Genomic DNA, 13,322 nt, shown 5'->3' on the forward strand with positions numbered 1-13,322 from the left:
TCAGAACCTAAAATCACATCAACTTTTTTCTCTTTCTCTACAAACTTTGAAAATATTTCTAACAGCAAACTTTTTTCTTCAAGAATCCGCAAGATATCCTTTAATCTTTCTATATCGTCTTCCAAAATGTTAACAATGTTTGGTGTCCCATGAAGCTTTAGTTGATTAACACTGTTTAGCGTTGAAAGTATATGGGTATTTACTCTAAAAGAAATACTTGTAAACTCCTCTCTTATGGAATTTATTTCCTCCACAAGCTCCTTTCTTATCTCTGATATTGTCTTTCCTTTAAACCTTTTTGTTAGTTCCTTCGAAAGCTTAGGAAGGTTTTCTTGCGGAATTTCAATATCAATCACCCTATGGATTATATAGTCAGGCAAGAAGTTTATAACCATTAAGATTTTTCCGTAAGCTACTTTTATCAGAGTAATAGTATTAACACTTAAGTTTTCAGCAAAGTTCATACCAAAGCCAAGATACCCTGTAGAATCCTGTAAGAAATCAAGAACGGTAGAGAGGATATCTTCTACTTCGTAAACTCCACGTGAACGAACGTAATCCAAGAGCCTGCTAACCAAAGAAGTATCCTCTTCTTCGAGGGCTAAAAAGAGATGGTTTATATAGACTTTAAGTCCCTCATCGGTTGGCACTCTTCCTGCAGAAACGTGGGGTTGGTAAAGATACCCCTTATCCTCTAAATCAGCCATTACGTTCCTTATGGTGGCAGGACTAATTTTTAATCCGTAAACCTTTTGGACAGTCCTTGAACCGACAGGTTCTCCAGTCTTTATGTAAAGTTCCACTACCTTTAGAAGGATACCTCTTTCTCTTTCTGTTAAATTTTCAACGTTTCTCGTGTTCATCTTCACCCTTGAATTCACAAATTTTTTCAGTATAAAATATAAACTTATTTAAAATGTTGTAGATACTCATTCTTATACTTAACATACCTTTCAGCATGTTCTCTGAGGTTTACTATCTCCTCATCAGTTAATTTTCTAACAACTTTAGCAGGAAATCCCATTATTAAACTTCCTGGAGGAAACTCCTTTCCCGGTGGGACAAGACTTCCAGCTGCAACTATCGAGTTCTCATTTATAAGAGATCCATCCAAAATAATTGCCCCTATACCTATTAAACAGTTATCTTTGATAGTACACCCATGAAGCTTAACAGCATGTCCAACGGTTACATAGTCTCCAATAACCGTTGGGTGGATTTTGTTTGTTACGTGTACTACTGTACCATCTTGGATAGATGTACACTTCCCTACACGAATGTAGTTAACATCTCCTCTTAAGATTGCTTTAAACCAAATACTGCTATCGTCTCCAATTTCAACATCTCCGATTACCACAGCATCTTCTGCTATAAAAACTCTTTCTCCGATTTTTGGTTTTAAGTTTTTAAAAGGTTTAATCAAGGTCTACCTCCAAAAAAGTTTTACTTCCATTTTATCACCTTCTTTTTGTTAAAATTCGCTAAACTCTTTGGAGGACTTACGATGCCACTCCTTGCCCCTTCTATACTCTCTGCAAACTTTGCCAATCTTGAAAAGGACATAGAGGAAGCAAAAGCGGCTGGTGCAGATCTGCTCCACGTTGACGTGATGGACGGAAGGTTTGTCCCTAATATAACTATTGGTCCTTGTGTTGTTGAATCCATAAGAAAAATAACAGACCTTCCTTTAGACGTTCACCTAATGATAGTAGAACCTGAAAAGTACATAACGGACTTTGCAAAAGCCGGAGCCGACTGGATATCTTTCCACTTTGAGGCAGCAGTCCATCATCATAGGATAGTTTCCCAAATTAAAGATCTTGGAAAAAAAGCAGGAATAGTTATAAATCCGTCCACTCCTGTTTTTCTACTAGAGGAGATTCTTCCTTTTGTTGACTTTGTCCTTGTTATGTCTGTTAATCCTGGCTTTGGAGGACAGAAGTTCATAGAGTCCTCAGTAGAAAAGATAAAGAAATTGAAAAGAATAATCGAAGAAAAAGACTTAAAAGTAAAAATAGAAGTTGACGGTGGAATAAAGGTAGACAATGTCCAAGAGGTTCTTTCTGCTGGCGCTGATATAATTGTTGCGGGTTCTGCCGTATTTAAAGGAGATATAAAGGAAAATGTAAAAATGTTTAAAGAAAAATTTAGTAAATGGGAGGAATAATGAAGCAGGTTAAGCTAATTACTGGAAACTCAAACGTTAAGCTAGCAAAAGCTGTTTCTGGAAATCTTGGCATACCACTAGCAGACGTTACAGTTTCAAAGTTTAGCGATGGAGAGACTCAAGTAGTAATAAATGAGAGTGTAAGGGACTGTGATGTTTACATTATTCAGTCGTTGTGCCGCCCTGCTAACGACAACATTATGGAACTTCTTTTAATTGCAGATGCACTTAAGAGAGCGTCTGCTGGAAAAATAACTGCCGTAATTCCATACTACGCATACGGAAGACAGGATAGAAAAGTAAATCCAAGAGATCCAATCAGTGCAAAGCTTCTTGCAGACTTAATTACTGTTTCTGGTGTTAATCACGTGGTTGTAATAGACCTTCACGCAAAGCAAGTGGAAGGGTTCTTTGATATTCCTGTTGACCACCTACAAGCCCGTCCTGTTTTGACTGAGTATTTCCTGTCAAGCGGTCTTGGTGGAGAAGACACCGTCGTAGTTTCTCCAGACATCGGGGGAGTAGCAAGGGCAAGAAACTTTGCAAAAGTTTTGGGTTCTCCAATTGCAATAATTGATAAAAGACGTCCAAGACCTAACGTTTCTGAAGTAATGAATATAATAGGTGAAGTTGAAGGAAAGAAAGCAATAATCATTGATGACATTATCGATACTGGAGGAACTATCGTAAATGCTGCAAGGGCAATAAAGGAGAGGGGAGCAAAAGAAGTTTTCGCTGCTTGTACCCATCCAGTCTTTTCTGGTCCTGCAATCGAGAGACTGGAAAATGCAGTAAAAGAAGGAATCATTAAAGAAGTTATTGTTACAGATACCATTCCTCTACAGAAAGAGTTTGAAGGAGTTAAAGTTCTAACCGTAGCTAACCTTATTGCAGAAGCTATAAGAAGAATACACTTTGGAGAATCATTAACAAGAATGTTCAGTTTCTAATTCTAAAAATGAAGGGGAGCTTTTCCTCCCCTTTTTTCTCTAAAACGACTTTTAATAAAGAATTTTGAGGAAAAAACGAGATATTCATTCTTTCAAACTTTGAGGAAATAGGAACATCCACGCTTATGTTCGATGTAGAGTTTATTCGGGACTCACTTCTCACTAAGAAAGAAAGATTCTTATCTTTGTTCCTGTAAAACCAATACTTTACTTTACAAATCCCTTTAAAGTAATAACAGGAATGGGTGTAAATTTCTACAAAATCGGTATTCAAGTTTTCATCTCTTTGGATAGAAATTTTTCCATACCTTCTATCTATTGATTCAAAATCCTTTAGAAAGAGATAGAAAATAGGAATAACCGTACTTTGAACTTCGCTACTTTCAGAGACCAATTTTCCAGAACGTTCCAAAGAATTGAAAATTGAGTATGAAACTGTAACCACAACACTAGCCAGCGCGATAGCCATCAATATTTCTAAGAGGGTAAATCCTTTACCGAACTTCATAAACTTCTACTAGTCCCTCCCAATCCTCTACTTTTACGACTCTATACCCCATTAAATCTTCAAAGTTCTGCTTTAGTTTTATCTCATAGTTTAGAACAGTTTCCTTTTTTCCGTTCTTACTTTTTCTGGCATAAACAACCTCGTTAATGGCATTATGAACCGCTACAGTTGAAAGTGTCGTTTTTAAAGAAACAGTTGTTATTTCAACCATCTTCCCTGAAAGAGCTAAAAAAGAAGAAAATGCCAATCCTACAATAGCAACAGCGATAATAACTTCAAGAAGAGTAAAAGCAGGTTTCAATTTTTAGCTCTTCAAAAAAGAAGTTTTTATAATTCTACATTAAAGATTTTGTAGGAGGAAAGAATGAAAAAAAGAATAAGACTTGGTGTTAACATAGATCATGTTGCAACTATCAGAAATGCAAGAAGAACTTTTGAACCAGATCCTGTTCACGCTGCAGTTATAGCAGACTTAGCAGGAGCAGACCAGATTACGCTTCATGTTAGGGAAGATAGGAGACACGTTAATGAAAGAGATTTGGAGCTTATAAAAGGAGTAATTCATTCAAAAGTTAATCTTGAAATGGCTGTAACAGAAGAAATGATTAACTTGGCACTCCGTGTAAAACCCTACCAAGTTACTTTGGTTCCAGAAAGAAGGGAAGAAGTTACAACAGAAGGCGGTTTAGACGTTATCTCTCAAAAGGAGAAAATAAAGGAAGCTGTAAGTAAACTAAAAGAAGCCGGAATCGTTGTAAACATATTCATTGATCCAGATGAAAAGCAGATAGAGGCTGCCAAAGAGGTAGGAGCAGTAGCCGTTGAGCTTCACACAGGACGCTATGCAGAAGCTTTTAACGAAAAAAGAGAAAAAGATGTGGAAGCTGAACTTGAACGTCTTAGAAAAGCTGCAAAATTTGCCAAAAGCATTGGTTTAAGAGTTTACGCTGGACACGGACTCACCTATAAAAACGTAAAACCAGTAGCAGAAATCCCAGAAATTGAGGAATTAAACATTGGACACTCAATAGTTGCCAATGCAGTTCTTAAAGGTTTAAAAGAAGCTGTTCAAGAAATGATAAGGATTATTAATTCCTAAAATGGCTGTAGCTTGCGGAATAGATATTGTTTCTGTAAGAAGGATAGAAAGACTTTTTGAAACATACGGAGAAAGATTTTTATATAAAGTCTTTCCAGAGAAAGTGGACTACTGCTTTAAGAAAAGAAAAGGAGAGCTTTTTGGATGTATTGCTGCACGTTTTGCTCTTAAAGAGGCTGTCATAAAGGCATTTTCCCAACTTGGAAAAAACCTAACGTTTAGAGATATAGCTATTGAAGGTGGAGGAAAAGGGTTAAAAGTTCAAGTTAAGAAAGAAAAGGAATACAGACTTGTTTACAGTATTTCCCACGAAAGAGAGTTTGCAATAGCTGTTGTTAATATTGTTAGAGTGCCCCCTGAGAAGGGGGCGTGTAATTAAGACAAGTGCTTTTGAATGTATTCTATAGCGTCTCCTACAGTTTGAATCTTTTCAGCATCTTCATCTGGAATTTCAATTCCAAATTCTTCTTCAAGAGCCATAACGAGCTCTACCTGGTCAAGAGAATCAGCACCAAGATCCTCAACAAAAGAAGCTTCTGGAGTTACCTCATCTGGGTCAACGCCAAGTCTATCAGCTACGATTTCCTTTACTTTTTGTTCGATGTTCTCCATTCTCTTTTACCTCCTTTTTGTTTTTCAGTTTCGTGTGCAATTATAGTCTAAGTGTTAAAAAAGTCCACCATTAACGTGAATTACCGTTCCTGTAATGTAAGAAGCCATGTTTGAAGCTAAGAACAGACAGACATCAGCCACTTCTCTTGGTTCTCCTTCCCTTCTCATAGGAATGGATTTTAGAAGTTCCTCCTTTATTTTGTCAGGAATAGCTTTTGTCATATCGGTCGTAATGTATCCAGGAGCTACACAGTTAACTCTTATCCCACGAGTTGCCAACTCTTTGGCTAAAGATTTTGTAAACCCTATAAGGGCGGACTTAGTAGCAGAGTAGTTAACTTGACCAATGTTGCCGGTAAACCCAATAACAGAGGAAATGTTAATAATATTTCCACTTCTTTTCTTAACCATGGATGGAACTACTGCTTTTGTTGTGTTGTAAACACCTGTAAGGTTTGTATTAATGACAGTATCCCAGTCTTCATCTTTCATCCTTAAAAACAGTGTATCCCTTGTGATTCCTGCATTATTTACTAAAATATCTATTTGCCCTTCTTTTTCTATTATTTCAGCAACAACCTTTTTAACCTCATCTCTATCAATAACATTCATCTTGACACCGTTAACTCCCAGTTCCTCTGCCACTTTTTTCGTTCTCTCTTCGTTTGTCCCTGTAATGTAAACGATAGCCCCCACTTCTTTAAACCTTTCTGCAATAGCTTTTCCTATCCCTCTTGTTCCCCCTGTTATTAAAACCACTTTTCCTTTTAACTCCTCCATATTTCCTCCCTTTAAGCTTCTTACTTTGCAGCATCAAGTCCAATACTTCCTATAACTGAAAAAAGAGAGACAAGTATAACAGTTTTAACAAACCAGGAGAGATTGTCAATTATGGAAGGGTATATCCCAAGAATAAGAAGTGAAAAAGCAGAAACCGTAAGGGAAATTAACAAGGTTGTAATTAGCCTTAAAGGCAAGAATCCTATAATATTCTGGACTTTCCAGTTCCCAAGATTCGAGTACCTTATAAAAACAAAAAGTCCTAAACTCATAAAAAGAAGTAAAGCACAAGCGTGGTACTCAGTCATATTCTTTGAAATTTCCCATATATCGGCATTTGCTGCAAAAGGAAAAGCCAGTATAATAGCCCCTGCAAGCTCTTGAATAATATCACTAAACTTTAAGTTCTGCTTTTTGTTCTCTAAACTTTCTGCAACTTTTGAAAGCTTCTTGTCTAAAGCTTCAAGTTCCTTTTCTATCTTCTCTATCTTTTCTCTTTCCAGCATTTTCTCGCTACAAGTTAAGAATTACCTTTGGGATATAGAAACCGGAAAAGAGAAATTTATCCTTTTTTTGCCAAATTTCAGCCACTGTTCCCTTTTTAAAAGCAATTCTATTTGGACTAATACAGGTAATCTCGTTAAGGAAAAGACTTAAATCGGGTTCATGTCCAACAAGTGCAAGGTTTCCTTTATGTTTCTTTATAACCTTTAAGTAATCCTCCGGTTCTGCATCTGGAGAAAGTTTTTCATCAACAATTACATCAATTCCTAAGTTTTCTGCCAAGATTTTGGCAGTTTTTAAGGATCTTTCACAAGGACTCGAAATAATGGTTAAATCCTCAGGTAATATACCTGCAAGCCATTTAGAAAATTCTCTAAACTCTTTTATTCCCTTTTCGGTAAGAGGTCTTTTACAGTCGTCTTCTTTCCAGTTTTCCCTTTTTTCTGCTTTTGCGTGTCTTATTAGGAATATTCTCCTTACTTTATCTGTCTTACCCATCTTTCAAAATACTACTGTGAATTGAATTTTCTTTCTGTAGGTCTCACATATTCTCCCGTTGGAAGCAAAATTCTCACTTTAGCCGTATCTTTTAATTGAGTTTCAAGAATTTTTTTTAGTTTCTCTTTAAGTTCTTTATTTTCTATCGGAACGAGAGTTTCTACTCTCCTATGAAAGTTTCTAGGCATCCAGTCCGCACTACTTATAAAGAGTTTTTCTTCTCCCTTAGCTTTAAAGTAGAAGATCCTTGCGTGTTCAAGGTATTTTCCAACAATGCTTATAACTTTAATGTTCTCGCTTACTCCTTCAATACCGGGCCTAAGACAACAAATTCCCCTTACTATAAGGTCAATTTTTACACCTTTTTGTGACGCCCTATAAAGTGCCTTTATGACGTCTGGATCTACAAGAGAGTTCATCTTTGCAATTATTCTTCCGTCCTTACCACTTTCGGCTTCTTCTTCAATCATTTCAAGAATTTTCTTCTTTAAGTCAATAGGGGATATAAAAATCCTGCTAAGCTTTGGAGGATGAAAGTAGCCGGTAAGGACGTTAAATATCTTTGATACATCTTCTCCTATTTCGGGGTCGGATGTTAGATAACTGACGTCGGAGTAAACTTTGGTAGTTTCAACGTTGTAGTTTCCTGTTCCAATGTGGATGTACCTTTTTATTCCGTTTTCTTCTTTTCTAACAATCATTAAAAGCTTTGCGTGAGTTTTAAGTCTAGGAATTCCATAAATTACGTGAACTCCTTCTTCTTCTAACCTCCTTGCCCAAACAATGTTGCTTTCCTCGTCAAACCTTGCTTTTATCTCAACAACGGCCGTCACTTCTTTTCCGTTCTGCGCAGCTTTGCTAAGAGCTTCAACTATTGGAGAATTCTTTTCAACCCTATAGAGGGTCTGCTTTATGGCCAAAACATTTGGGTCTTCTGCTGCTTCCTCAACAAGCTCAACTATAGGGTCAAAGGACTCGTAAGGATGAAAAAGGATAAACTCGTGATTCTTTAAGGCGTTGAAAATTTCTATGTTGAATTGAGGAGGGTAGTAGGGAATATATGGAGGATACTTTAAATCTGGCCTATCTATTTCCCTATAAAGACTCCACAAGTCTGAAAGGTTTAAAGGAATGTCCAACTTATAAACGTCGTAGTCCTTTATTTCAAGCTCATCTTTTAGGAAATTAACTATAAAGTCCGAACCGCCATTTATTTCAAGCCTAACAGGATTTCCAAACCTTCTTTTTCTAAGTCCTTTCTCTACTTCCTCAAGAAGGTCATCCGCTTCATCCTCTTGAATCACAATGTCAGCATCTCTTGTTACTCTAAAGGTTGCTATACCCCTTATTTCTTGATTAGGAAATAACTCCCTTATGTGGTTTATTATCAAATCTTCTAGATAAAGGTAATGTTCCTCCTTTTCTTTTAATTTTATAAACCTCGGTAAAACCTTAGGAATAGGTATTAAACCAAACTTAAGTTCATCAGAAATTATTTCAACTATTATGTTGAAGCTAAGAGACGGTAGGTGAGGAAAGGGATGAGTAAGATCAACAGCAAGAGGTGTTAAAATAGGATAGACGAACTCCTCAAAATATTTATCAGCCCTTTTTTTTAATGCCTTAGGTAGTTCAGAATACTTATGAATGTATATCTTTTCCTCTTGGAGTTCGGAAATTAACTTCTTGTATTGAACTTCAACATCTTTAAGCAGTTGTTTGGTTTTTTGAGTTATTTTCCTAAGCTGTTCTTTGGGAGTAAGACCGTCGAATGAAGGTCTATTCACGTTGGCAGAGACCATCTGCTTTAGTCCTGCGACTCTTATCATGAAAAACTCATCAAGGTTTGTAAAGAAAATAGCTATAAACTTTAACCTTTCTAAAAGAGGATTGGTTGGGTCTTCCGCTTCTTCTAAAACTCTTCTGTTAAATTCCAGCCAGCTAAGTTCTCGATTTATGTAAAGCTTAGAGTTATCAAGATTTTTAACATTCTCCATCTTCTATTACCCTTTTAAAAACAATTCCTTCGCGAACACCTGTTTTGGATATTACAAGCTCTCTTACTTTGAATATATCCATTAGTTCTTCAACGACTATTGCTGCAACAAGAACAGTTCTGGCTCTTTCAACAGGTATTCCAAAACTTTCAGCAACTTCAATATGTTTCATTGTTTTCAGTTTCTCAACTATACTTTTTAACTGTTTTCTTTTTATCTTTCTCTTTCCTGCTATTTTTCTTAAAGGTCTAACACTTCCTCCAACTCCTATAAGTATTTCACTTTCGTAAGTTTCAAAATCGTAAGGATTAACTAAATCTCGAACCTTCCATCTAATACCTATTTCATTTTCAACATAACCATTTCTTACAAATTCCCTGAAAGACAAAGTTCCCAGCGGATAGCTTTTACAAAATTTGGGTTTTGAATCAATTACCTCACAAATTTCTAAGCTACCCCCTCCAATATCAAAAAGAAGCCCTTTTTTCACTTTTACATCAAGTAAAGCTCCGAGAGCAGAGAAGAAAGCTTCCTCTTCTCCAGAGAGAATTTCGACATCAAAATATTTACTGATTCGTTCCAGAACATACCCTTTATTTTTGGCGACTCTAAGAACATGTGTTGCAAAAGCTATAGTACAATCAGGAGAAAACTCACTTACTTTCTCTTTAAAATCTTTGATCGCTAATTCAAGCTTTAAAATCCCTTCTTCTTTTAGATCTCCATCTTCTAAATAGTTTAGAAGCCTCAGATAAACAGATTCTGAGTAGACTTTTTCTATTTTTTTATTTTTTACACGGTATATCACAAGCTTAACTGTGTTCGAACCAATATCAACAACAGCAACTTTTTTCACAATTTATCCTCAAGCTTTCTAATTTATTCCCCCTCCCTCCAATTACGATACCTTAAGAGTCGAACTCTTTAATAAACTCAAGACACTTTTCAACTTCCCATCTGCTACCAACAATTACAGGTACTCTCTGATGAAGATCTTCTGGAACGATATCTAAAATTCTTTCTTTTCCTGTAGTTCCAATTCCACCAGCCTGTTCTATAAGGAAGGACATTGGATTGGCTTCGTAAAGAAGTCTTAACTTTCCATTTGTATTTTTCTTATCTGCGGGGTAGATGAAAACTCCCCCTTTAAAGAGAGTTCTGTGAACATCCGCAACCATAGAACCTACATATCTAAGTGTGTACTTTTCACCTTTTAAGAATTCTACAAATTTTCTAAGTCCCTCGCTTGTCCACTTATCGGCGTTAGCTTCATTAATAGAGTAAATCTTTCCCTTTTCTGGAAGCTTTATACAACTGTGAGAAAGGAGAAAGTTTCCAGACTCAGTATCAAAAGTAAATCCAACAACACCTTTTCCAAAAGATATTACAAGCATAGTGCTTGGTCCGTATATAACGTATCCTGCCACTAAAATATTTTTACCTTGGTTCTTAACAGAACCTTTTTGAATGGAAAAGATTGTTCCAATGCTAATGTTTACATCTATGTTTGAGGAACCGTCAAGAGGATCAAAGGAAACTGCATAACCATCACAATCAAACTTTAAAGACTCCTTAAGCTCTTCAGAAGCTATTTCGGATACCACACCTGTCTTTTTCAGGTTTTCTAGAAGAAGTTCATTTGCAAGTTCATCGAGCTTTTGAACTTCCTCACCTTGAACGTTAACTTTTCCTGCACTTCCCAAGATGTTTAAAAGTCCAGCTTTTCTAACTTTTCCTGCAATCTCTTTTGTGGTTGAGGTTATTTCATTAAGGAGAATTACTAGAGCTTCGTCTAGGAAAGGAATTTCCTTTCTTTTTTCCAAAAGATATTGGTTAAAAGAGACAGCCATAGTTTTCCTCCTTTGAGAATTTTTGAGATATTTTAACAAGACGAGAGGGAGAAATTTTAAGAAAAGTCTTTTTCTATATGTTTCTTTAGTTTCTCAACAAGGAGAGTGGCTAGTCCTAACTTTAGCCCTTTAACCGCTACAAGTAGCGAGAGTTCATGATCATAAATTTTTACTAAGACAAGGTCTTTAACTTTTAGGATAAAGAGTTTCCTTTTTCCAAGTATTTTCTCCAGAAAAGGAGTTATTTTTTCTATTTTCAAAACATCTCCTTCTAAAGGACTTTTTTCGTAAGAAACTTCAACTTCCTTATAGTTTAAATGGACAAAAGTTATTTTACTCTCCGGAAAGTTTTTCTTTACAATATCTACCAATTTCTTTCTCAAGTTTGAAATCAACTCTAAGGATTCTTTCTTGGAAGAAGCTGAAAACTTCTCGTACAAAGTCTTTAATATCTTTGAGTGAACACTTCTCACTTCCTCTTCTACTTTTTCTCTATTCTTAACTTCTTTAGTTATTTTTTTTAAAATTTTCCCCTTATGGATTATCTCACCTACAATAATTCCGAGCCTAGGTTTATATTCTGTTTGAATATCAAAATTCAGATTTCCAACTCTAAAAACCTCGTTTATTGATACCATCTCTTTCTCCACACACTAAGACTTTAAAGAAAGAAAAAAGAAGAGAAAAACTAAGAACCTCTCTTTTCCATATTTTGAAGAACTCTATTAACAAAGTTTAAAAGTAAAGGGGTAGCACCTTCTAAGTCGCTATTTTTTATTTCTACTTCTTCAAGAATCTTTACCATTCCTTTAAAGAAATCAATTGGTTCTATTTCTTTCTTTTTCATCTTTTCCATAAGTTCCTGTAAACGTTCCTTAGCATCCCCACTTTTCATTATCCCCTCCTTACTCTAAAGATGTGAGTTTCTTAACAAGTTGCTGAATGGCAACTATTAAAAGCCCAAGTTTTTGATCGGAAGGAGCTATCACCCCCAAAACAACATTTTCACCTAGTGAAACAATTGCTAAGTATCCGTTTTCTCCCTTTACTATTACTTCGGAAAGTTCTCCCTTTCCACTGTCACTTAAAAGACCGTTAACACCTGCTAGAATGGATGCAAAGTCTGCAGCTAAGAGATCTTTATCAAGTCCTGAGGTGAAGTAACTTACAAGTTCTAATCCTTCAGCTGAAGCTATAAGAGCTCCTTCTAGTTTGTTCTTCACCACAAACTCTCTCAAAATATCTTCTCCCTTTTCAGCTATTGCGCTCAAATTGATACTCACTTCTTCCTCCTAAAATTTTTTAATAAAAATATAAGAGGAACTTGCTTTAACTTCAAGGTACTTTAATGAAAGTTAAAATAACTTTTTAACAAAGTAGTAAGTTTCTACTCCTGCTGTCGGGCGTAAATCGACCTCTTCGTAAGCTTTACAAAGGTAGTTAAGCCTTTTTCCGTGCTGAGGGGGATTAAGGAGAATGTTTCTTCCTCTTGTTATTCCTATTCTCTTATCGTCAAGATGACCGAAGAAGTAATCCCTTTTGTTTTTGTGCTTTGCTGCTTCGGAAGCATCTATACCAAAAACTTCTTTTTGTGGAAAAGCTAAAACCCAGCAGTGATAACTCTTTATCAAACCATTTTTGTTTATAGGAAGTCCTATTTCAAAAACAGCTCCTATGTTAACTGCCCGTGACAGAGCAATAAAGAGGGAATGGAAATCAGTACAGTTTCCTTTTTTTGAATTACAAGCCCAAATTGCATCTCCTCTTCCCCAGCCCGTTCCAGATTTGTCATACTTCATATTAGAAACAACGTAGTCATAAATTGCTTTTAACTTCTCTTTTTCTGTTTTCTTTCCATTTACAATTGAAAAAGCTAGTTTCTTAAAGGATGAAATAGGAACAAGCCTGTCTGGAAGATAAAATCTTAGTAGAAGTTTGTCTTCAAATCTTGTTGGTTTTAGCTCTTCTCTTTCAATGATAGCAGTAATTTTTATTTCAACAGGTTCTCTAAGTCCTCCTTCTTTTCTTATGTACAAGAACTTATTTCCATACTCAGGTTCTTTCTGAAGAATGTAAGGGAATGGAGATTCAATTTTGAGTTTCTTTATTCTTTGCCACCTATTTTCATAAGGTATTGGTATCCAAACTTCAATAAGCTTGGCATCCGGTTGAGGTCGCAAAACCACTCTTTCTTTTAGTTCATAAGTCGCACCAAAACTTTTAGCTGTTAAAAGGAAAAAAAGAAGAAAAAGTAATTTTTTCATTGTATACCTCCTTAAAGCTTTTCTATTCTCACTCTTGTGCTACTAAAGTCAGGAATTCCTCCTAAAACATCAACGAGGGGAAGTCTATAAAAC

General features: G+C 35.9%; 19 protein-coding genes. 4 read left to right on the plus strand and 15 right to left on the minus strand.

Features of this window, described 5'->3' with window-relative positions; translation table 11 throughout:
• Window positions 1-863: heat-inducible transcription repressor HrcA (locus ABGX27_02435; GenBank protein ID MEO2068352.1), on the minus strand; the 863-nt coding region annotated here is incomplete at its 3' end.
• A gap of 44 nt (window positions 864-907) precedes the next feature.
• Window positions 908-1,423, minus strand: coding sequence for a gamma carbonic anhydrase family protein (locus ABGX27_02440; protein ID MEO2068353.1), 516 nt, complete (start codon window positions 1,421-1,423; stop codon window positions 908-910).
• Window positions 1,424-1,504: 81 nt separating this feature from the next.
• Here ABGX27_02440 and rpe point away from each other — a divergent pair, with 81 nt between their 5' ends.
• Window positions 1,505-2,167 carry a ribulose-phosphate 3-epimerase gene (gene rpe, locus ABGX27_02445; GenBank protein ID MEO2068354.1) on the plus strand — a complete coding sequence of 221 codons (663 nt, stop codon included), beginning with the start codon at window positions 1,505-1,507 and terminating at the stop codon, window positions 2,165-2,167.
• Entirely contained in the window at window positions 2,167-3,117 is a 951-nt protein-coding gene (locus ABGX27_02450; protein ID MEO2068355.1) for a ribose-phosphate pyrophosphokinase, read from the plus strand. Before rpe ends, ABGX27_02450 begins: the two co-directional genes overlap by 1 nt.
• Here ABGX27_02450 and ABGX27_02455 read toward each other — a convergent pair.
• Both ABGX27_02455 and ABGX27_02460 read right to left on the minus strand, forming a co-directional pair.
• A complete protein-coding gene (locus ABGX27_02455; protein ID MEO2068356.1) occupies window positions 3,107-3,625 on the minus strand; it encodes a prepilin-type N-terminal cleavage/methylation domain-containing protein in 519 nt (172 codons plus the stop codon). The genes ABGX27_02450 and ABGX27_02455 overlap by 11 nt on opposite strands.
• Complete coding sequence (locus ABGX27_02460) at window positions 3,612-3,926, minus strand: type II secretion system protein (GenBank protein MEO2068357.1); 315 nt, start codon at window positions 3,924-3,926, stop codon at window positions 3,612-3,614. The genes ABGX27_02455 and ABGX27_02460 overlap by 14 nt, the downstream gene beginning before the upstream one ends.
• Window positions 3,927-3,989: 63 nt before the next feature.
• Between ABGX27_02460 and pdxJ the strand changes: the two genes are divergently transcribed.
• Complete coding sequence (gene pdxJ / locus ABGX27_02465) at window positions 3,990-4,724, plus strand: pyridoxine 5'-phosphate synthase (protein ID MEO2068358.1); 735 nt, start codon at window positions 3,990-3,992, stop codon at window positions 4,722-4,724.
• 1 nt (window position 4,725) lies between these two features.
• Complete coding sequence (gene acpS, locus ABGX27_02470) at window positions 4,726-5,103, plus strand: holo-ACP synthase (protein ID MEO2068359.1); 378 nt, start codon at window positions 4,726-4,728, stop codon at window positions 5,101-5,103.
• Here acpS and acpP read toward each other — a convergent pair.
• From acpP to ABGX27_02525, 11 genes are all read right to left on the minus strand, one after another.
• On the minus strand, window positions 5,100-5,336 hold the full coding sequence (gene acpP, locus ABGX27_02475; protein MEO2068360.1) for an acyl carrier protein: 237 nt from the start codon (window positions 5,334-5,336) through the stop codon (window positions 5,100-5,102). The genes acpS and acpP overlap by 4 nt on opposite strands.
• 54 nt (window positions 5,337-5,390) lie before the next feature.
• Window positions 5,391-6,116, minus strand: coding sequence for a 3-oxoacyl-[acyl-carrier-protein] reductase (gene fabG / locus ABGX27_02480; protein ID MEO2068361.1), 726 nt, complete (start codon window positions 6,114-6,116; stop codon window positions 5,391-5,393).
• A 20-nt stretch (window positions 6,117-6,136) separates the two neighbouring features.
• Entirely contained in the window at window positions 6,137-6,622 is a 486-nt protein-coding gene (locus tag ABGX27_02485; GenBank protein ID MEO2068362.1) for a DUF2391 family protein, read from the minus strand.
• Between the two features lie 7 nt (window positions 6,623-6,629).
• Complete coding sequence (locus ABGX27_02490; GenBank protein ID MEO2068363.1) at window positions 6,630-7,118, minus strand: histidine phosphatase family protein; 489 nt, start codon at window positions 7,116-7,118, stop codon at window positions 6,630-6,632.
• 11 nt (window positions 7,119-7,129) lie between these two features.
• A complete protein-coding gene (ppk1, locus tag ABGX27_02495; GenBank protein ID MEO2068364.1) occupies window positions 7,130-9,115 on the minus strand; it encodes a polyphosphate kinase 1 in 1,986 nt (661 codons plus the stop codon).
• Window positions 9,102-9,971: a phosphatase gene (locus ABGX27_02500; protein ID MEO2068365.1), complete on the minus strand. Its 870-nt coding sequence runs from the start codon at window positions 9,969-9,971 to the stop codon at window positions 9,102-9,104. The genes ppk1 and ABGX27_02500 overlap by 14 nt, the downstream gene beginning before the upstream one ends.
• 52 nt (window positions 9,972-10,023) lie before the next feature.
• Complete coding sequence (fbp, locus tag ABGX27_02505; protein MEO2068366.1) at window positions 10,024-10,965, minus strand: class 1 fructose-bisphosphatase; 942 nt, start codon at window positions 10,963-10,965, stop codon at window positions 10,024-10,026.
• Between the two features lie 56 nt (window positions 10,966-11,021).
• Complete coding sequence (locus ABGX27_02510; protein MEO2068367.1) at window positions 11,022-11,603, minus strand: hypothetical protein; 582 nt, start codon at window positions 11,601-11,603, stop codon at window positions 11,022-11,024.
• A gap of 50 nt (window positions 11,604-11,653) precedes the next feature.
• Window positions 11,654-11,860 (minus strand): hypothetical protein, encoded by a 207-nt coding sequence (locus ABGX27_02515; protein ID MEO2068368.1) that lies wholly within the window; start codon window positions 11,858-11,860, stop codon window positions 11,654-11,656.
• Between the two features lie 10 nt (window positions 11,861-11,870).
• Complete coding sequence (locus tag ABGX27_02520; GenBank protein MEO2068369.1) at window positions 11,871-12,248, minus strand: roadblock/LC7 domain-containing protein; 378 nt, start codon at window positions 12,246-12,248, stop codon at window positions 11,871-11,873.
• Window positions 12,249-12,320: 72 nt separating this feature from the next.
• Entirely contained in the window at window positions 12,321-13,229 is a 909-nt protein-coding gene (locus tag ABGX27_02525) for a transglutaminase domain-containing protein (GenBank protein ID MEO2068370.1), read from the minus strand.
• Window positions 13,230-13,322 lie beyond the last annotated feature (93 nt).

This window comes from Desulfurobacteriaceae bacterium (genome assembly GCA_039832905.1).
GTDB lineage: Bacteria > Aquificota > Aquificia > Desulfurobacteriales > Desulfurobacteriaceae > Desulfurobacterium.

What these genes read in the sequence shown, in the direction of transcription:
- rpe (MEO2068354.1), top strand. Translation starts at nt 1,505, where the DNA reads ATGCCACTCCTTGCCCCTTCTATACTCTCTGCAAACTTTGCCAATCTT.
- ABGX27_02450 (MEO2068355.1), top strand. Translation starts at nt 2,167, where the DNA reads ATGAAGCAGGTTAAGCTAATTACTGGAAACTCAAACGTTAAGCTAGCA.
- ABGX27_02455 (MEO2068356.1), bottom strand. Translation starts at nt 3,625, where the DNA reads ATGAAGTTCGGTAAAGGATTTACCCTCTTAGAAATATTGATGGCTATC.
- pdxJ (MEO2068358.1), top strand. Translation starts at nt 3,990, where the DNA reads ATGAAAAAAAGAATAAGACTTGGTGTTAACATAGATCATGTTGCAACT.
- acpS (MEO2068359.1), top strand. Translation starts at nt 4,726, where the DNA reads ATGGCTGTAGCTTGCGGAATAGATATTGTTTCTGTAAGAAGGATAGAA.
- acpP (MEO2068360.1), bottom strand. Translation starts at nt 5,336, where the DNA reads ATGGAGAACATCGAACAAAAAGTAAAGGAAATCGTAGCTGATAGACTT.
- fabG (MEO2068361.1), bottom strand. Translation starts at nt 6,116, where the DNA reads ATGGAGGAGTTAAAAGGAAAAGTGGTTTTAATAACAGGGGGAACAAGA.
- ABGX27_02485 (MEO2068362.1), bottom strand. Translation starts at nt 6,622, where the DNA reads ATGCTGGAAAGAGAAAAGATAGAGAAGATAGAAAAGGAACTTGAAGCT.
- ABGX27_02490 (MEO2068363.1), bottom strand. Translation starts at nt 7,118, where the DNA reads ATGGGTAAGACAGATAAAGTAAGGAGAATATTCCTAATAAGACACGCA.
- ppk1 (MEO2068364.1), bottom strand. Translation starts at nt 9,115, where the DNA reads ATGGAGAATGTTAAAAATCTTGATAACTCTAAGCTTTACATAAATCGA.
- fbp (MEO2068366.1), bottom strand. Translation starts at nt 10,965, where the DNA reads ATGGCTGTCTCTTTTAACCAATATCTTTTGGAAAAAAGAAAGGAAATT.
- ABGX27_02510 (MEO2068367.1), bottom strand. Translation starts at nt 11,603, where the DNA reads ATGGTATCAATAAACGAGGTTTTTAGAGTTGGAAATCTGAATTTTGAT.
- ABGX27_02515 (MEO2068368.1), bottom strand. Translation starts at nt 11,860, where the DNA reads ATGAAAAGTGGGGATGCTAAGGAACGTTTACAGGAACTTATGGAAAAG.
- ABGX27_02525 (MEO2068370.1), bottom strand. Translation starts at nt 13,229, where the DNA reads ATGAAAAAATTACTTTTTCTTCTTTTTTTCCTTTTAACAGCTAAAAGT.